General features: G+C 72.0%; 14 protein-coding genes. 6 read left to right on the forward strand and 8 right to left on the reverse strand.

The window, feature by feature from the left end; all coding sequences use genetic code 11:
- Positions 1-12: 12 nt before the first annotated feature.
- The 3 genes from ABZ914_RS27785 to ABZ914_RS27795 form a co-directional block, all read right to left on the reverse strand.
- Positions 13-453, reverse strand: a complete 441-nt coding sequence (locus ABZ914_RS27785; RefSeq protein WP_500196793.1) for a hypothetical protein — start codon at positions 451-453, stop codon at positions 13-15.
- 146 nt (positions 454-599) lie between these two features.
- On the reverse strand, positions 600-1,358 hold the full coding sequence (locus tag ABZ914_RS27790; RefSeq protein WP_500196794.1) for a siderophore-interacting protein: 759 nt from the start codon (positions 1,356-1,358) through the stop codon (positions 600-602).
- A 55-nt stretch (positions 1,359-1,413) separates the two neighbouring features.
- Positions 1,414-2,940, reverse strand: coding sequence for an MFS transporter (locus ABZ914_RS27795; protein WP_500196795.1), 1,527 nt, complete (start codon positions 2,938-2,940; stop codon positions 1,414-1,416).
- A gap of 168 nt (positions 2,941-3,108) precedes the next feature.
- On the opposite strand from ABZ914_RS27795, the gene ABZ914_RS27800 reads away from it, so the two are divergent.
- Positions 3,109-4,092, forward strand: a complete 984-nt coding sequence (locus ABZ914_RS27800; protein ID WP_500196796.1) for a LysR family transcriptional regulator — start codon at positions 3,109-3,111, stop codon at positions 4,090-4,092.
- Between the two features lie 81 nt (positions 4,093-4,173).
- Positions 4,174-5,271, forward strand: a complete 1,098-nt coding sequence (locus ABZ914_RS27805; protein ID WP_500196797.1) for a winged helix DNA-binding domain-containing protein — start codon at positions 4,174-4,176, stop codon at positions 5,269-5,271.
- Positions 5,272-5,344: 73 nt separating this feature from the next.
- On the opposite strand, the gene ABZ914_RS27810 is transcribed toward ABZ914_RS27805, so the two are convergent.
- Positions 5,345-6,868 carry a long-chain-fatty-acid--CoA ligase gene (locus ABZ914_RS27810; RefSeq protein WP_500196798.1) on the reverse strand — a complete coding sequence of 508 codons (1,524 nt, stop codon included), beginning with the start codon at positions 6,866-6,868 and terminating at the stop codon, positions 5,345-5,347.
- 240 nt (positions 6,869-7,108) lie between these two features.
- Here ABZ914_RS27810 and ABZ914_RS27815 point away from each other — a divergent pair, with 240 nt between their 5' ends.
- Positions 7,109-7,378, forward strand: a complete 270-nt coding sequence (locus tag ABZ914_RS27815; protein WP_190858371.1) for a hypothetical protein — start codon at positions 7,109-7,111, stop codon at positions 7,376-7,378.
- 131 nt (positions 7,379-7,509) lie between these two features.
- The gene (locus ABZ914_RS27820; RefSeq protein ID WP_500196799.1) at positions 7,510-8,832 is read left to right on the forward strand and encodes a DUF2786 domain-containing protein; all 1,323 of its coding nucleotides are present in this window, start codon (positions 7,510-7,512) and stop codon (positions 8,830-8,832) included.
- Positions 8,833-8,922: 90 nt separating this feature from the next.
- On the opposite strand, the gene ABZ914_RS27825 is transcribed toward ABZ914_RS27820, so the two are convergent.
- Positions 8,923-9,135, reverse strand: a complete 213-nt coding sequence (locus ABZ914_RS27825) for a helix-turn-helix domain-containing protein (protein ID WP_151538805.1) — start codon at positions 9,133-9,135, stop codon at positions 8,923-8,925.
- Between the two features lie 166 nt (positions 9,136-9,301).
- Positions 9,302-10,264 carry a class II glutamine amidotransferase gene (locus ABZ914_RS27830; protein WP_500196800.1) on the reverse strand — a complete coding sequence of 321 codons (963 nt, stop codon included), beginning with the start codon at positions 10,262-10,264 and terminating at the stop codon, positions 9,302-9,304.
- Positions 10,265-10,634: 370 nt separating this feature from the next.
- Here ABZ914_RS27830 and ABZ914_RS27835 point away from each other — a divergent pair, with 370 nt between their 5' ends.
- Both ABZ914_RS27835 and ABZ914_RS27840 read left to right on the forward strand, forming a co-directional pair.
- Positions 10,635-11,579 carry a hypothetical protein gene (locus tag ABZ914_RS27835; protein ID WP_500196801.1) on the forward strand — a complete coding sequence of 315 codons (945 nt, stop codon included), beginning with the start codon at positions 10,635-10,637 and terminating at the stop codon, positions 11,577-11,579.
- 2,868 nt (positions 11,580-14,447) lie between these two features.
- Entirely contained in the window at positions 14,448-15,182 is a 735-nt protein-coding gene (locus ABZ914_RS27840; RefSeq protein WP_500196802.1) for a hypothetical protein, read from the forward strand.
- 77 nt (positions 15,183-15,259) lie between these two features.
- Here the strand turns inward: ABZ914_RS27840 and ABZ914_RS27845 are convergent, their stop codons facing one another.
- Entirely contained in the window at positions 15,260-16,045 is a 786-nt protein-coding gene (locus ABZ914_RS27845) for a hypothetical protein (protein ID WP_500196803.1), read from the reverse strand.
- Between the two features lie 128 nt (positions 16,046-16,173).
- Complete coding sequence (locus ABZ914_RS27850; RefSeq protein ID WP_433136705.1) at positions 16,174-17,397, reverse strand: cytochrome P450; 1,224 nt, start codon at positions 17,395-17,397, stop codon at positions 16,174-16,176.
- Positions 17,398-17,546: the final 149 nt, after the last annotated feature.

A 17,546-nucleotide genomic window follows, 5' to 3' on the forward strand; every position in this document is an offset into this window, starting at 1 on the left:
TGGGGACCCGGGTCAGTGCGTCGGGTAGACCGACGGCACCAGCGGGGTCGGGCCCGTCCCGCCGGCGAACACCGGGTTGACCGCCGGCGCCTCGGCGAAGGGGGCCTGCGCGTAGGCGGGCTCCGGGAGCGGCGCGGCCGCGACGATCGGCTGGTACGGCGCGGGAGCCGCCTGGGGGGCGCCCGGCGGCGGCACGGGCGGCGGGACGTGGGAGCCGTCGGCCCGGCGCGGTTCCGGCAGCGGAGGAGCCGTCCGATCCGTGCGGCGCTCGGCCAGGACGGCCATCAGCGCGCGGGCGGTGTCGGCGTCCATCCGGAGCAGGACGCTGGGCGTCCCTCCCTGGTCGACGAACGGGGAGACCGAGGGCGCGGAGGGGAGCTGGGGCAGGGCCGCCCGCATCTCCTCGCGGAGATCCTGGGCCAGCCGCAGCGCCTGTCGGTCACTGTCGCTCAAGTGTGCGGTCATCGCGATCTCCGGCGAGTTCACGTGCGGGGGTCCGGGGCAATCCTGCTAGGAATGGCGTGCAGGTGCAAGGGCTGATGCACGTGCATTTTGCGAAATATCGGCCCGTAACCCCCGCCTCCAACGCTCGTTGGCGATCAGTCCATCCCCCGCCTGCCGGGCGTCCAGTAGGGCTTGACCTGCACGGATCTGCGCGGCCAGCCCCGCTCCCGGACCAGATGGGCGCGCACGGCCTGTACGGTGCGTGCTTCCCCGGCCACGTACGCGAACCCCGGCTCGCCGGGAAGATCGAGCCGGCGGACCGCGTCGACGAGGATCTCCGACGACGCCGCCGAGGCGGCACCGCGACGGCACCACGCGAGCTCCTCGCTCCGCGGCAGCGGCAACCGGTCCTCAGGCTCGGCGACCTCCACCGCGCCGTACACGGGTTCGTCCGGCCCGGCGGCGCGCAGCATCGCGCCGAACGTGACGGAGGCCGTCTCCTCGCCCGCGAACAGGTGGTACGGGGCGGGGCGCAGCACGAACGAGCCCTCCGGCTTGTTGAAGACGACCTCCTCCCCCGGCCGGACGGAACGGGCCCAGCGCGCCCCCGGCCCGGCGCCCTCGTGGTCCATGACGCACAGCTCCAGCACGCCGGAGGCGGCGTCGTAGTCCCACACGGAGTAGGTGCGCAGCGCGTCGCGCACCTTGCCGCTGATCCACGTCCGCGCGGACGTGACGTCCGCCATGTGCACGCGGACGTGCTGCCCGGGCGTCCAGTCCAGGCCGGGAACGCCGCCGATGGCGATCCACCGCATACGACCTGGCCCGGGGCGGACGTCCTCGACGCGTCCCCGGACGAACATCCGGTCCAGCAGCCTGCCGCGGACACTGCGCGGGCTCTCCGCCACGCTCATCGCCACCCTCCTGGCCATCAAGTTATATCTCGTATCCGAAAGGACACGATATATCTCATTGTTCGGAGCGACCAGCCCTCTTCGCCCGGTCGGCCCGGGAAAGGCCGGGAGCGACCAGCAGCGCCGCCGCGCAGGCGATCAGCGCGACCACGCGGAAGCCCGCCGACATCGCGTCGGTGAAGGCCGAGACGACCTGGGCGTGCGTCCCCGCGCCGGCGCCGGAGGCGTCCGCCGCGGCGATCGCCTCGCCCGCCGAGTGGGCGTGGTCCGCCAGGGCCGGCGGCAGGGCGCCGGTGAAACGGCCGGTGAGCACCGTCCCGAGGACCGCGACGCCGAGCGCGCTGCCGATCTCGCGGGCCGCGCTGTTCAGCCCGGACCCCAGCCCGGCGCGCCCGGGCGGGAGCGCGGACATGACGCCGACCGACAGCGGCGGCACGCACAGTCCCATGCCGACCGACATGACCAGCAGGTCCACCGCGTAGAGCGGGTAGGGCGTGGCCGCGTCGGCGAGCGAGAGCAGCCCGAGCCCGCAGGCGAGGACGAGCAGCCCCGAGGTGATGACCGCGCGGTTCCCGAACCTGCGGGCCAGACCGACGCTCCGCCGGGAGACCACGATCATCCCGACCACGACCGGAGCGACCGCCACGCCGGTGACCAGCGGCGAGTACCCCTTGGCGTACTGCAGGTACTGGGCGTTGACGAAGAACAGCGCGAACAGGCAGAAGAAGGCCGCCCCGATGCCCAGCACACCGCTGCGCAGCGAGGCGCGGGCGAACAGCCGCGGGTCGAGCAGCGGGTGCGCGGCGCGCGTCGCGTGGACGGCGAACACCGCCAGCAGGACGGCGGCGCCCGCGAACCCGCCCAGCACCGGCGCGGACGTCCAGCCGCGCTCGGATCCCTCGATGATCCCGAAGAGCAGCGCGAACAGGGCCGCGGTGAGCAGCGCGGCGCCCGGCGCGTCCAGGTCCGCGCGGTGCCGTTCGCCCGCGGGGGCCAGCCATGCCGTCAGCGCGGCCAGCGCGCCGGCGGCGAGCGCGCCGGCCAGGAACAGGCACTGCCAGGGCAGCCACTCCAGCACCGCTCCCCCGGCGAGGTTGCCGACCGCGCCCGCGACGCCGGTCGCGGCCGTCCAGACCGCGATCGCCTGCGGGCGCCGCGCCGGCTCGGTGACCTGCATCAGCAGCGACAGCGTCGCGGGCATGATGAGCGCCGCGCCGACCCCGGTGACCAGCCGGCCCGCCAGCAGCACGGCGACTGCGGGCGCCGCCGCCGACAGCAGGCAGCCGGCGGCGAAGACGCCGAGGCCGGCCAGCAGAGCGCCCTTGCGCCCGAACCGGTCGCCCGCGGCGCCGGCCGGGATGAGCAGGCAGCCGAACACCAGGACGTAGGAGTCGACGATCCACAGCAGGCCGGTGGCGGACGGGTGCAGGCCGCTCGCCGACAGCTTGGGGATCGAGAGGTTGATCGCCGCGACCATCGCCACGACCAGGACCACGCACGCCGACATCAGCGGCGGCACGGCGCGCCGGGCGGCGCTTCCCCGGTCCGGAGGCGCGGCGGCGCGGACGGCATCGATCGTCATGAGGGGTTCCTCGAAGTCACTCGCGGGCGTGCCCCGGGCACGCCGGAAAGGGCTGAGCCGACAGGTGGGGGCGGGGATCCGGCCGCGCGCGCCGCCTCCGCGATCTCCAACGTAGGCTGGCGGTGACTTGCTTTCAAATGCATCTTTTGCACGTGAGGAGTGCGTCCGATGCAATCCACGCTGGATCTCAATCTGCTCGTCGCGCTCGACGTCCTGCTGGACGAGGGCAGCGTCGCCGGGGCGGCCGAGCGCCTGCATCTGTCGAGCCCCGCGATGAGCCGCACCCTCGGCCGGATCCGCAAGGCCCTCGGCGACCCCGTGCTCGTGCGCTCGGGCCGCGGCATGGTGCCGACCCCCCGCGCGCTCGCGATGCGCGCTGAGGTGCATGAGCTCGTCCAGCGCGCCTACACGCTGTTCTCCGCGGACGACGCCTTCTCCCCGCGCACGCTGGAGGGCACCTTCACCCTGCAGGCGGAGGAGGGCACGATCGCCGTCCTGTCCGGGCCGCTCCTTGCGCGGATGGCATGCGACGCCCCGGGCGTCACCCTGCGCTTCCTCGGCGAGGGGCCGCGCGACACCCATCTCCTGCGGCGCGCCTCCATCGACCTGGAGATCGGCATCATCACGGCCGAGGCGACCGACACGCGGGTCGAGCCGGTCCTGGAGGACCGGTTCTCCTCCGTCGTCCGCCCCGGGCACCCGCTCGCGGGCCGGGAGGTCACGCTCGACGAATGGTGCGCGACCACGCAGCTGACCAACACGCGGCGCGGCCGCCTGGCCGGGCCCATCGACGAGCTCCTCGCCGGGATGGGACGGTCCAGGCGCGTGGCCGGGACCGTCCCGACGGTCAGCACCGCGCTGCTCGTCGTCCGGGAGACCGACCTGATGGGGTTCGCGGCGGAACGGCTGCACAGGCCCCTGGTGGAGCGGCTGGGGCTGGTGCGGATCCCGATCCCTCTGCCCATGCCGCCTCTGCGGCTGTCATTGGCTTGGCACGCGCGCTACGACGCCGACCCGGCGCACGCGTGGCTGCGCCGCTGCGTCCGCGAAACGATCGCGGACGTTGCCGGCGTGGCTGGCGTGGCCGACGTGGCGGGCGTTGCCGGCGTGGCCGACGTGGCGGGCGTGGCCGGCGGGCAGGGAACGTCCTAGGGCCTCGGTAGTGTCGGCATCCCCTGACCATCCCCGCCGCACCGCCCGGGTGCCACCGGGGCCGGCGAGAAGGCGGACACGATGGCGGACACTCTCAGCGTCCGGACCCTCAACAGGGCGACGCTGGCCCGGCAACTGCTTCTGGCGCGCGAGCGCGTACCGGTCGCCGACGCCGTGGGCCGCTTGTTCGGGATGCAGGCGCAGGAGCCCAGGCCGCCGTTCGTCGGGCTGTGGTCGCGGCTGGAGGGCTTCCAGGCGTCCGACCTGCACGCGGCCCTGCACGACCGGACGCTCGTCCGCGCGACCATGATGCGCGCGACCCTGCACCTGATGACCGCGTCCGACTACCTCGCGTTCCGCACGTCGATGCAGCCGATGCTGGACGCGGCGATGCGCGTCCTCGGGGACCGCGCCAAGGGCCTCGACCTCGAGCAGGTCGTCCCCGCCGCCTGTTCCCTCCTCGATGAGCGCCCGCGCACGTTCAACGAGGTGCGGGCGCTCCTGCAGGAACGGTTCCCGGACGTCAACGACCGCGCGCTCGGCTACGCCGTCCGGATGTGCGTACCGCTGGTCATGGTCCCCACCGACGACAGATGGGGCTTCCCCCGCTCCGCCGAGTTCGCGTCGGCCGACGGCTGGCTGGGCGCCGCCCCGTCCGCCGTCGCCGCCGAGGACGATCTCGTCCTGCGCTACCTGGAGGCGTTCGGGCCTGCGTCCGCCGCCGACGCGCAGACCTGGTCGGGACTGCGCTCGGCGGGCGAGACCCTGGAACGGCTGCGGCCGCGCCTGGCCGTCTTCGCCGACGACAAGGGCCGGGAGCTGTTCGACCTGCCCGGCGCGCCCCGCCCGGACGAGGACGTCCCGGCCCCCGCGCGGTTCCTACCGGAGTTCGACAGCCTGGTCCTCGCGCACGCCGACCGCCGCCGGATCATCGCCGACGCGCACCGGCCGTCGCTCACCACGAAGAACCTCCGGGTCCGCGCCGTGTTCCTCTGGGACGGGTTCGCACGCGGCGTCTGGGAGACCGAGTACAAGCGCAAGGTCGCCACCTTGCGACTGCGCCCCTTCGAACCCCTCTCGCAGGCCGCCCTCGACGAACTCACCGCCGAGGGCGAGGCCCTCCTGCGCTTCACCGAGCCCGACGCCAAGGACACCGTCGTCACCGTCGCCGAGGACTGACGCCCCCGGCGGGGGCCAGACGGGGGTCAGGCAGGGGGCAGGCGGGGGCAGGCGGGGGTCAGGCGGGGAGGGGTCAGGCGATCGTCCGGCCGAGGCCCTCCCAGTACGGCGCCCGCAGGTCCTTCTTGAGGATCTTGCCGCTGGGGTTGCGCGGCAGCGCGTCCACGAAGTCGACCGAGCGGGGGCGCTTGAACCCCGCCAGCCGCTCGCGGGCGTAGGCGATGACCTCGTCCTCGGTGAGCACCGCGCCGGGCGCGGGGACGACGACGGCCTTGACGGTCTCGCCCCACCGCTCGTCGGGCACGCCGATGACCGCGACGTCGGCGATCCCGGGATGCGCCGCGAGGACCTCCTCGACCTCGATCGGGTACACGTTCTCCGCACCCGTGACGATCATGTCCTTGATCCGGTCGGTGAGGAACAGGTAGCCCTCGGCGTCGACGTAGCCGGCGTCGCCGGTGCGCAGCCAGCCGTCCCCGGCCAGCAGCCGGGCCGTCTCCTCCGGCCGGTTCCAGTAGCCGGGGGTGTTCTGCGTGGACCGCACCACCACCTCGCCGACCTCGCCCGGCGCGCGCTCCGCGCCCTCTCCCGGCTCGACGATCTTCACTTCGACCCAGGCGTAGGGCCGCCCGGCCGAGCGCATCAGGTGCGCGCGCGGGCCGTCCGGGTCGTGGTCCTCGGGCTCCAGCTGGACGATGGCTCCGGTCGTCTCGGTCATCCCGTACAGCTGGAACAGCGGGGCCTTGAAGGTCTCCAGCGAGCGCCGCAGCACCTCGCTCGTGATCGGCGACGCCCCGTAGGTGATCGCCCGCAGTGCCGAGTAGTCGCGGTCCGCCGCGCCCGGCACCTGGCACATGAACTGCAGGACCGCCGGGACGATGAACGCGTTGCTGATCCGCTCGCGCTCGAAGGTGTCGACCAGCGCCGCCGGGTCGATGTCGCGGACCAGCACCTGGCGGCAGCCGGCGTACAGGCCCGCCAGCGCCCAGCCGGTCCCGCCGATGTGGAACAGCGGCATCGGCACCAGGCTCACCGACGACCCGTCCAGCCGCCAGCGCCGCGCCATCCGCTCGCCGACCTCGAAGTTGGCGTTGCTGAGCTGCACCCCCTTCGGCACCCCGGTCGTGCCGGAGGTGTAGAGCTGCACGACGACGTCGCCGGCCTCGCCGACGAACCCGGGGTCGTCGGCCGGATGTCCCGCCAGCCATGCCTCGAAGTCCTCGCCGGTCGTCACCGCCCGGCCGGGGAGCGTCCCGGCGAGCGCCGCGAACTCGGCGTCCACCACGGTCACCGGCGCCTGCGCGTCCGCGACGATCGCGGCGATCTCGGCGGGGGTCAGCCGCCAGTTCACCGGCGCGGCCACCGCGCCGATCTTCGCGGCGCCGAACAGCAGGTCGAAGAACTCGGGCGCGTTCTTGCCCACGTAGGCGACCCGCGCCCCGGCGCCGAGCCCGGCGGCCAGGAGCGCGCGGGCGGCCCGGCTGGAGCGCTCGTCCAGCTCGGCGTAGCTGATCGTCCGGCCGTCGCCCGTGATGGCGGGGGCGTCGCCCCGGTCCCGGGCGTGGTCGCGGACGATGGACACGACGCGGTAGTCCACTCCGGCCCCTTCCGAATCAGATTCGGTTCTGCGCCTCCGACCTTACCGACCGGATTCACGAAGACGAAAGCACACACTTGCCTCACGTGGGAACATGACGCTATGCCCGTGCACGGCTCCGAATAGTGATCAATCCGAGACCTGTACTGATTGAAAGATCCATCAAATCAGCGCAAGCTGTCTCCGATGCCTGGAATGCCCCGCCCGTTCCTTCCCACCCACCGCCGACAGGACGCGACCATGTTCGAGATCTGGGAGACGAGTGAGCCGGCACGGCTCATCAGCGACGCGGGCAGCCTGAAAGTCGCGCTGGAGAAGGTCGACACCATGTGCCGGCTCCGTCATGACCAAGCGGTGGCGCACGTCGGCGACGTCGCCGAGGGCTACCACTTCGAGATCAGGGACCACGACGGCAAGGCCCTCGCACGCCTCAGCTACGTCCCGGACACCACCCGCGCCTACCAGAGCGTGGTGGTCGAGGAGATGCGCGGCCAGGACCTGAGCCGGTAACCCGTACCGTCGCGGTGCACCGACGGTGAAATCTCCGCTTCGCACGGATGTCCATGCCCGGGCACCCGTCCGTGCGTGGCAGTATGCCTCGTGGTCAGGTGACGGAGCCTCGGACGACGACGGGAGTACCGGTGCGGAAGGCGTGGTGGCGGCCACGGCAGGCTGAGTCCTCTTCCGATACGGGCCCCTGCGGCCCCGGGCCGTCCCCGCTGGACGAGGCCGAGGCGCTGACGTCCGAGGCCGTCCGCGCGCTGGCCCGGGGCGACGACGACGCGTTCGGCCTCCTCGTGGCCGCGCTGGCCGACCGTCCGGACGTGCCGGGCTGGCCGCTCATCACCGCGCGGTGCCTCGCCGCCCGGCTGGAGCGCGGCGTCGCCCTCGCCTGGGAGCGCGGCTGGCAGCCCGCCGACGTCGTCCGGTACGCGGCCCGCCGCCGCACCGCCAGGCACGCCCGCCTCGCCACCGACGCGATCGCCGCCGAGATGCGCGCGTACTCCGCCGCCACCGTCGCCGCGCAGTGGCGCGAGCAGCTCGCCCTCATCGGCGCCGAGGTCTGGTGGGAGGACGACGACGAGCACCCGGACGCCTGGTGCGAGCGCGAAGGGACCGACCGGTCCGAGTTCGTCGCCTGCGGCGCCGAACTCGTCCACCTGCTGGAATGCCTGCCGAAGCTGGCGAGCATCGGCCCGCCTCCGGGGACGCCGTTGCGGGAGACGCCCGTCCGGGACGGGTTCGAGGGCGTCGACCAGCGCATGCTCGGCAAGGTCCGCGCCCTGCTCGCGAAGGCGGAGTCGACCGAGTTCCCCGAGGAGGCCGAGGCGCTCAGCGCGCGCGCCCAGGAGCTCATAGCGCGGCACAGCATCGACCACGCGTTGCTCGCCGCCGAGACCGGTGACCTCGGCGGCCCGGCGGGGCGGCGCGTCGCGGTGGACAATCCCTACGACGCGCCCAAGGCGGTGCTCCTCACCGTAGTGGCGGACGCCAACCGCTGCCGTGCCGTCTGGCACAGGGAACTGGGTTTCTCCACCGTGCTGGGGTTCCCCGCCGATCTCGCGGCGGTGGAGATGCTCTTCACATCGCTGCTCGTGCAGGCGACGGCGGCGATGGTGCACGCCGGGCCTCGCCGCGACGCGCGCGGGCGGTCACGGACGCGGTCGTTCCGCCACGCGTTCCTCAACGCCTACGCGGCGCGCATCGGGGAGCGCCTCCGGGACGCGGCCGGTGAGGCGGCGAACCGGGCGGCCGCGGACGCCGGCGGGAAGGATCTGCTTCCCGTCCTGGCCGCGCGGGACATGGCCGTCGAGAAGGCCGTCGACGCGATGTTCCCCAACCTGGCCAAGGGCCGGGCGGGTTCGGTGTCCAACTACGAGGGCTGGGTCGCCGGCCGCGCGGCGGCCGATCTCGCCAGCCTGAACGGGCGCTCCGAGGTCTCCGGGGCGTCCCGCCGGTCCTAGCGCACGGGGTCCCCCCGGGGGGCGAGGGGGACGTCCGGCCATGTTCTGCTCTTTCTGCTCGTGCTCGGCTGTGTCGCTTCGGGAGCTGGGTCAGTCCTTCTTGCGCCGGGTGTTGCCGCCGCGGCCGCGCAGCGGGACGCCGGCCTCCTTCAGGACGTTGTAGATGAACCCGTACGACCGGCCCGTCTCGGCGGCCAGGTCGCGGATGCTCTCGCCGCCCGCGTAGCGGGGCGCGAGCTCGGCCGCGAGCTGCGTGCGTTCGGCACCGGTGACGCGGGTGCCCCTCGACAGCGTTCGGGTCACGGGGACCTCCTGTTCCCAGAGCTGGGCGGCGGGGCCGTCCCCGCAGCTCACAGCAGTGTTGATCTACCTAACGTACACATTCCCCCCGAATCCGCCCCTGATGCGACACTATTCCGCGCGAAATCGGCCGAAGCTGGTCTTTTCCGTGGTCAACGGCGTGTCGGAACTAGACAGACGGCCCCCGGACCGCCTTCGCCTCGGCGTTCCGCAGGATCAGCGACGCGAGCGGGCCGCGGACCGGAACCGCCTGCGCGCCGGCGCCCGCCGTCGCACCCCGGAGCGGGGCGATCTTCACGCCCTGAACGGGCTCCTCGGCGACGGCCGTTTGCTGCGACGCGGCCTCCCGCGCCGACAGGTCGGCACGGCGCAGCGGATGCCTGGGCGGCGCGAACGGGAACAGCGAGGTCTCGTCCAACCCGTCCACGACGAGCAGCTCACCGGGCTCCAGCAGCCGCCACCCCGGCTGGTCGTCCATCGGCTCGCTGGCGATCACCACGGCCGGCACCGCCGCGTCGTCGGGGCCGCTCGACCCGCCCTTGTCCGGCGACAGCACCCACAGCTCGTTGCTCTCCGGGTAGCGCAGCGCCCACAGCCGCCCGGCCTCGGCGATCAGCAGGTTGACCGCGAACACCGGCAGTTCGGCCCCGATCCGCCGCACCGCCTCGATGATCCCGGTCGTCGTGTCGCCGTGCCGCCGGATCTCCGCGGTCACGAGGGCGAACACCAGTTCCGAGTCGGTCTCGCCCGCGACATGCGCGCGCTCGACGTCGCTCAGCCACGTCCGGAGCGTGTCGAGCCCCTTCACCACCCCGTTGTGGGCGAACAGGCGGTCGTTCATGACGAACGGATGGCAGTTGTGCACGGTGAGGCCGCCGACCGAGGCGTCGCGGACGTGGGAGACGAACGTGTGCGACGGGACGTTGCGGGCGTGCAGGTCGAAGTCCGCGTTCTCGAAGGCGGCCAGCGGCGCCCGGTCGCGGACGGGCTCACCGCCGAGCGAGAACCAGCCGAGACCCGCGCCGTGCGGCATCCGGTGGCTCTGCGCCCGCAGGCTGGACGGCGCGTCCAGCAGCCAGTGAGCCGCCCTGACGCGGGGCCCGCCCGTGCTCATCCCGAACAGTCGGCACATGCCGTTCGCCTTTCGATATCTAGGGTGATCCCGCGCCCCGGGTCCCCGTTCGGCGGCGCGAGAGGAAGATCATAACTGCGAGTGATGGCGATTTTACCCAACGTTGCATCGGGCGTCCGGCGATTCCGGCCAGACGATCGGGGATCCCGCTCCATCGCGGCGGTCCGGTCGGCAGGGGCCTTGTCAGGCACACCCGGCCGCGGCACTCCACCGGATCACGATCAGGCAGCCGACGATGGCTGCCGCGAACCGATTTTACGTCGCACTGCCCATGCGTTGACCTGGTTATCCACAGAACGCTGTTCGGCTGCCGTCTGTTCCGCCGGGGCCGCAGGCTGGTCGGCGTCGGCCCCTCCAGCGAGGAGAAACCATGATCGCCTTCTCTGTCCCCGCCACCACGACCACCCGGTTCGCCGTGGCCGCCGAACACGTCCCGCACGACCTCGCCGACCTGCTCCGCGACGCGAGCGGCCCCTACGCCGCGCACATCGCCGGCCGTCTCGGATCACCCCAACTCGAGGTGGTCCGCGAGGACGTCACCTGCCTCCGCTGGGACCCGCGCGGGATCAAGGCGCCCCGCCCCGAGGATCGCCACCGCGAACGCGCGTTCCAGGACGCTCCCGAGTTCGCCGTCGTCACCGCCTGCGCCCCGATCACCGACCAGCCCCGCGCCGTCCAGGTGGCGCGCGCCGCCGCCTTCCACCTGTCCGCCGCCCTCGGCGGCGTCCCGGCCGACCTCGTCACCGGCCACGTCCTGACCCCACCCACCGAGGAACGGACCCGTTTCGTCCTGGCCGACCAATGGCTCGGCGACGTGCTGCCGCCCTTCCGCGCCAACGGCCGCTGCACCGGACCCGACCCCGACCGCGACCCCGAGGGCGTGAACGGCTGCGCCTGCGTCCGTCTGCGCACCGGCGGCCTGCGCCGCTTCGGCCTGCCCGAACTCCAGATCACCGACGTCGCCTGCCCGCACGACCTGGCCGCCCTGAACGTCCTGCGCACCACCGCCCGCAGCCTCCTGACGGACCACTGGTCCTGGCTGTCCACCGGCCCCGCCGACCGCACCCGCGAGATCGCCACCGAGCTCCCGCTCACCGAGTCCGAGTTCAGCGCCTTCTGGGGCACCGGCCGCCGCGTCCACCTCACTCCCCCGAACCCCTTCCGGGTCCGCCTCACCCTCCTCACCCAGCGCCTCCTCGCCGTGGCCCCGCCCGACGACTTCACCGGCACCGTCAACGACTGGCTCTACGGCGACACACTCCCCCTGGGCATGTACGACGTCATCCACTCCCCCGCCACCCCCCAAGCCGCCTAACCAACCCCCAGCACGCCCACCCACACCCAGCCCACGCAAGGCACGTTCGGCTTGCCCCCGCTCACCCTCCACGCGCGGCGACGAAGACCTGCGGCGCCGCCCCAGGCAGCGCCGCAGCTACGCCCACCCGCCGCCAAAGACACACGCCCCCAGCACACTCACTCCCAACACTCAGACCCAAGGCACGCAACCCCGAGCACACCAACAACACCAACCCACGCAACACCAAGCACGGGCGGCACCAAGCACGGGCGGCACCAAGCACGCGCGGGCCAAGAACACGCCGGTCAAGCACACGCGGCGCCCACCACATGTGGCACCAGTTCGCTGGCCCGGCGCGCGCAGTGCCACCCGAGCACTGGCAACCGCATGCGGCTCCAAGCCGGTTGAGAATTGCACTTGGACGCCCCAACCACGTAAGGCGCCTCACGACAACCCACCACGCGACCCTCGCAAGGCACGTTCGGCTGCCCCCGGCTCACCCTCCACGCGCGGCGACGACGACCTGCGGCGCCGCCCCAGGCAGCGCCGCAGCTACGCCCACCCGCCGCCAAAGACACATGCCCTCAGCACACTCACTCCCAACCCACAACCCAGCACACAAACACCACCCAACACACGCAACACCAAGCACGCCCACCCCAAGCACACGTGGCTCAAACACTGGCGACACCAAGCCCACGTGGGGCTAGCCATAGGCGGTAGCGCCCCACGGCGTGGCGCGCTGCCCAGGCGGCGCTGCATGCGATTCAAGACATGCGATCTCATGGTGCTGGGGCGATCCACTTCGACCTCGTCAAGCACGTACGGTGCCTCGCGCCATGGCAGGCAACACGCTCGGCGCCCGCGCAACACGCGCGATGCCCAGGCAGCACCCGCGCACACCATTAAGCACATTCTGCTTACGCTTCCGCGCGACGCCAGAAACCGGCGGCTTGCCAACCCGCACGCGAGACACCCAGCAGAACGCGCACCGAGCAGCAACCTGGGCACACTCAGGCAATATGGGGCCACCCAGCAACACGTGCGGCGCCTAGGCAACGCCGTGATGCCTAGGCAGCACCCGCGATGCCCAGCAACAGGCCGCGACGCCAGGAACACGCCCACCGCCCAGGCAGCAGGCGCGACGCCCGGCGACACACACACCCCGCCCGGGGGCGCAACACCTGCATGGGCGACGCTCAGCATCCGGGACGACATCATGCATCCGCGACATCGGCACACGCAGGGGCCAGCACCGACGGCGCCCGGCACATGCTGCGCCAAGCGCGCGGTGGCCGCTCGCTGCACCGACGCGCGCAGCCTCACCCGAGGCGCAGCATTGCATGCGCTTCCAGGTTGCTCGGAAGACACGCTCGGGGCCGCCGATCACGTAAGGCGCCCCTCGACAGGTCAAGCACGCTGGCGCCGCAAGGCCCGTTCAGATTCGGCTTCCGCGCCTAGCGGCGGATGCCGCGGGGCGCTGAACCTTGCACGCGGTGGACCTTCGTTGCACCGACGCGGGCTGCGTTACTGCGGTGCGCTGCAGGCGGTCTCCAATTGCGCGGAAGTTCACCGCATGTCCCGTTTGGTTTCCCCGGGACGGCACTGGAGGCTGGCGGCGCGGACAGCCTGGCCTCGCCACACCCAGCAATGCGCGCCGCTTGAGCTCTCGACATCCAGCACGCAGGGCGCCAAGCGATGCGCGGTGTTCGCTCGCTTGCACTGGCAGGCGCCACCCCGAGAGTGGATCACCATTGTCGCGAGGCCCTTGGGCGCGCTTGGACGCCGGCCGAGTTGCCCGCATGGTGTTGGAGCGTGGGTGGGGTGTGGTGTTCGGGCGTGGGCAGGGTGGTGAGGGCGGCTCCGGACGATCTGGCCCGCTGTCCCTCGGCATGCTGAACCTTCGGGTTGGGTCTCCGTTGCGTAAGGGCTGTATGGACTTGTGCGGGCGTGGGTGGTGGAGGTGCGCCTGCGCACGGTTCGATGGCGAGTCTTCTAGGAGTGCTGCGATCTCCTGGATCGCCAGGCGGGGCGGCACTTGTGGGGGTTTGGCAATATTGAGGGCGGTTCGATGAGCTTGGCGACTACATGTCCATTTATTTGGGTTTTGGGATGGATGTGTTGCGTCGAGATCGGGGGACCTTACTTTCCGGTTCGCATGGGTGAACCTTCGCGTTGGTCAAGTGTGGCTGCCCTCAGGCCACCCGATGACGATGGTTATATCCGGACGATTAAGGATGTGCAGCACATTTCGCCGGAGTGGTGACCGGATGATCGGTGGGTCGAGTGCGAGCAATGGTCAACGCTCCGTAGCCGGATTGACTACGATCGGCATTCTGACGGTGACCAACGCGATCCCCCGGGGCGAAGATGACCCGTTTCCTGGAAGATCCCAGGATGGCAGACATATTCGGCGAGATCGTCCGCTGTACCTGCGGGCTGCTCGGCTGTACCGCGGTGGCGGGCGTGATCTCCTTCAGCGCGGCGCCCGCCGATGCGGCGTCCGGACCCCGGCCGCAGCCGCGAAGATCTCTGCCGGCCCCCTGCCGGCAGAGCCTCGACCGTGACTGGTACACCTCGCAACTGTGCAGGGCGGCTTGGCTGGCGATGTTCGACGGCTCACGGAGGAGGGCGCCGGGCCTCGGGGGCGACGCGGCCCGCAGGCGGGGACGGCCCGAGAAGGAGCCGAAGGCCGGGCGTCGGCGGCCCACGCCGCCGAAACCGCTCGACAAGCCGGATCCCCGCCCCGCATCGCAGGCTCCGGACGGCGTTCCCCAGGCGCCGGTCCCGACGCCGGTCCCGACGGTGACTCCGTGGGGCGGAGGAGGCGGCCAGGCCCCCGTGCGCCTGCGAGAACAGGCCGATGATGAGCCGCAGGTACGTCCGATGCAACCGGTTCTTCTGCTCGGCCTCCTCCTCCCGGCGGCCGTCGCGATCTGCTACCCGTTCCGGCACCGGATCCTCGCGGCGGCGACCGCGGGAATGCCGGTGCTCTCCGCGTCCACCGGCGGATCCGACTCGCGGCCCGCGCCGTTCACCTACCGGCCCTCCCTCGACCCGTTCGCGGTGCCCGCGCTGGCGCTCGCGGGAAGCGGTGCGGTCGACAGCGCGCGGGTGTTCGCCCTGTCCGCGCTCGACGAGCACGGAGACAGTTCCCTGGTGGTGATCCCGCGACCCGATGCCGGCAGGCTGTTCGGGCTCGCCGAGGACGAACTGCTCGACGAGAACGCCCCGGGTCTGTTCATCCCGGGCAACCTCGATGCCGCGCTGGCCTATCTGGAGACCGAACTCGCGATCCGGCGGACCACCGGGACGGCCGCCACGCGGCGTCTTCTCCTGGTGGCCGACTGCGCGGAGGAGGCGGGTCGGATCGCCGCGCTCATCGACCGCCACCCGGGCGAACTGTCCGCCGTGCTTCTCGGTCCATGGCCGGGCGCTCAGGCCGTCGTGGACGGCGACGGCCTGGTCGACGCTCCCTCCGCACTGGCGGCCCATCTCCCCCAGCGCCTCCCGGCGATGTCCCGGACCGAAGCCCGCGACCGGCTCCACGCCGCGATCGCCCGCCAGAGCGATGAGGGGAGGCGTCCACCCGGGCGGCGCCACAACTCGCGGCGGACGTGACCTCACGCGGGTCGCCGGACAGGCGAGGCGCCGATCTTGCGCCGCCGTCGGGAGTCGTGTCCCATCGAAAGCGCCCCTCATACCGCCTCTCGTTCGTATCTGGCGCTCTCGGCCCTGGTCCCGACCAGGTTGCGGATCGCGCGTCCAAGGACGGCGGGGTCCGGGGGCTGGTCGGCGTCGCGGTCGAGGTAGGCGGTGCAGCGCAGCATCCATCCGCGCACGACGTCCTCGATGTCGGTCTCGGCCCGTCTCGCCCTGGCCAGGGCCCGCCGGAGTTTCTCCTCACGGACCTCCTCCGCGAGCGTCTCGTCGGCGGCGAGAGCGTGGATGTCGGCGAGCGCGTAGCGGCCGAAGCGGTCGGTTTCCAGGTTCCGCTCGCCCGCGATCCGGTCGAAGGTCTTCCGTGGCCAGCCGAGGATCGTCACCGCCCCGCCGGGGTCGACGCTGTCGAACAACGGCCCCTTCCGGGCGGAGACGACCTCGCGGACCGCGGCGGGATCGAGGGCGTCGAGGTCGCGCAGGAGGTAGAGCGGATGTCCGCGGAAGCTGCTGACGACATCGAGGTCGTCCCGGGCCACCAGTACCTCAACGTCGCGGCGTTCGACGTCGAGGCCCGTGCGCACGGCCAGCCGCGCGGCGGCGCGGATCGCTCCGACCGGAGGGTCCTCGCCGAACCGTGCGACCACCTGGCCGGACCGGTTCGCGCATTCGTCGACGAGCCGGGCCGACCACCGTTCGCCTTCGAGGTCGGGCTCGGGGAGCAGGCCGTGCTCCCGGCCGAGGCGCAGCTGCCATCGGGTCAGTCCGAGCCGGGCGGCGAGCTGGTTCGGTCCGAGGTCTCGGCCTGTGGTCTGTGCGGGCATGGTCGCGCCCTTCCGTGTTCGGGATGTGACGCGGAACAGCCTCGCCGACGGTGGCCCGCCGCAATAGTGAAACGCCATTCTGTGGACAAGCCGAAGGAACTCGTGGCTAATGTCCTGGTTTGCGACCTTCAGAAGGCGCAGGGAAGGGATTTGATCCCATTGATGAAGCTCGTGCGCTGCCGCACGGGGGCGGAGGTGGCGTGCAGGTCGGGAAGGCGCGTGTAGAGCTCCCGCAGCAGCACCGTGACCTCGCGGCGGGCGAGATGGGCACCAAGACAGAAATGCGGCCCAGGCGCCCCGAATCCGACGTGGGGATTCGGCGAGCGCGTGATGTCGAACGCGTGCGGGTCGTGGAACACGGCGTCGTCACGATTGGCCGAGTTGTAGTACAGCACCACCCTTTCGCCGGCCTTGTACAGGTAGCCGCACAGCTCATAGTCCTGCGAAAGCGTGCGCCGCATCCACGTCACCGGTGTCGCGTAGCGAACGACCTCCTCCACCGCTCCGGGAAGGCGGCCCTCCACATCGGCGACGAGCAGCGCACGCTGGTCCGGGTGCCCGGTGAGGAGGGCGAGCGCGTGCGACAGTGCGTTGCGGGTCGTCTCGTTCCCCGCGACGACCAGGAGGGTGAAGAAGCGGGCCAGTTCCACGGTCGTGAGCGACTCCCCGTCCACGTTCGCGTGGGTCAGCGCAGTGACGAGGTCGTCCGCCGGCTCTTCGCTGCGCAGCCTCCCCAGCTCGCCCATGAGCTCGTGCAGGTGGGCGAACTTGTCGCGCAGCGTCGTGATGCGGTCCTCGCCGGCCGGGCCGACGTAGTCGGGGTCGCCGATCGCCAGGATCATGTTCGTGGCGTCGATGACCCCGCCGTACTCCGAGTCGGGGATGCCCATCATGGAGCAGATGATCCGCAGGGGCATCGGCATCGCGACGTGCTCGACGAAGTCGCAGGGGCCGCGCTCGGCGAGTTCGTCGACGATCCGGCGGGCGAGGACGGTGACGTCCCCGGCGAACCGCTCGACCATGCGCGGGGTGAACGAGCGGGAGACGATCCGGCGGAGCCGCGCGTGCCGGGGGTCGTCCATGCTGATCATCGAGCCGGAGTACTCGGCGATCGCCTCCGGCGGGTCGACGAGGCTGACCGCCGTGGGTTGCGAGCTGAACACCTCGGGACGGCGGCTGGCCTCGGCGACCTGCTCGTACCGGGTCAGGGCGTAGAAGCCGGGTTCGTCCTGCAAAGGGCAGTAGACGGGATCCTTCGCGGATCTCAGGCCGGCGAACACCTCGTCGCGTTCGGCCTGGGACGCCGCCCAGAAGTCCAGGCTGGACAGTCGCGTCTCGACAAGGGAGGGCATCGACCGGGCCGCCTTCCGCCGGGGAATCGCCGTCCACAGGCTAACGCGGAGGTCTCCGGAATGCGATCAGTCGAACGCCCTGCGCTACAGGGAAGGAAGGGACGTGTATCGGAAGCGCGCGCGGGCGGGCTGCGAGCCCGCCCGCTGCG

Origin of the sequence: Spirillospora sp. NPDC046719 (assembly GCF_040645715.1) — a bacterium.
Classification (GTDB): Bacteria; Actinomycetota; Actinomycetes; order Streptosporangiales; family Streptosporangiaceae; genus Spirillospora.

Excerpts from the sequence above, each read along its gene's own strand:
- ABZ914_RS27790 (WP_500196794.1), bottom strand. The coding sequence starts at position 1,358 with ATGAGCGTGGCGGAGAGCCCGCGCAGTGTCCGCGGCAGGCTGCTGGAC.
- ABZ914_RS27795 (WP_500196795.1), bottom strand. The coding sequence starts at position 2,940 with ATGACGATCGATGCCGTCCGCGCCGCCGCGCCTCCGGACCGGGGAAGC.
- ABZ914_RS27800 (WP_500196796.1), top strand. The coding sequence starts at position 3,109 with ATGCAATCCACGCTGGATCTCAATCTGCTCGTCGCGCTCGACGTCCTG.
- ABZ914_RS27805 (WP_500196797.1), top strand. The coding sequence starts at position 4,174 with ATGGCGGACACTCTCAGCGTCCGGACCCTCAACAGGGCGACGCTGGCC.
- ABZ914_RS27815 (WP_190858371.1), top strand. The coding sequence starts at position 7,109 with ATGTTCGAGATCTGGGAGACGAGTGAGCCGGCACGGCTCATCAGCGAC.
- ABZ914_RS27830 (WP_500196800.1), bottom strand. The coding sequence starts at position 10,264 with ATGTGCCGACTGTTCGGGATGAGCACGGGCGGGCCCCGCGTCAGGGCG.
- ABZ914_RS27835 (WP_500196801.1), top strand. The coding sequence starts at position 10,635 with ATGATCGCCTTCTCTGTCCCCGCCACCACGACCACCCGGTTCGCCGTG.
- ABZ914_RS27840 (WP_500196802.1), top strand. The coding sequence starts at position 14,448 with ATGCAACCGGTTCTTCTGCTCGGCCTCCTCCTCCCGGCGGCCGTCGCG.
- ABZ914_RS27845 (WP_500196803.1), bottom strand. The coding sequence starts at position 16,045 with ATGCCCGCACAGACCACAGGCCGAGACCTCGGACCGAACCAGCTCGCC.
- ABZ914_RS27850 (WP_433136705.1), bottom strand. The coding sequence starts at position 17,397 with ATGCCCTCCCTTGTCGAGACGCGACTGTCCAGCCTGGACTTCTGGGCG.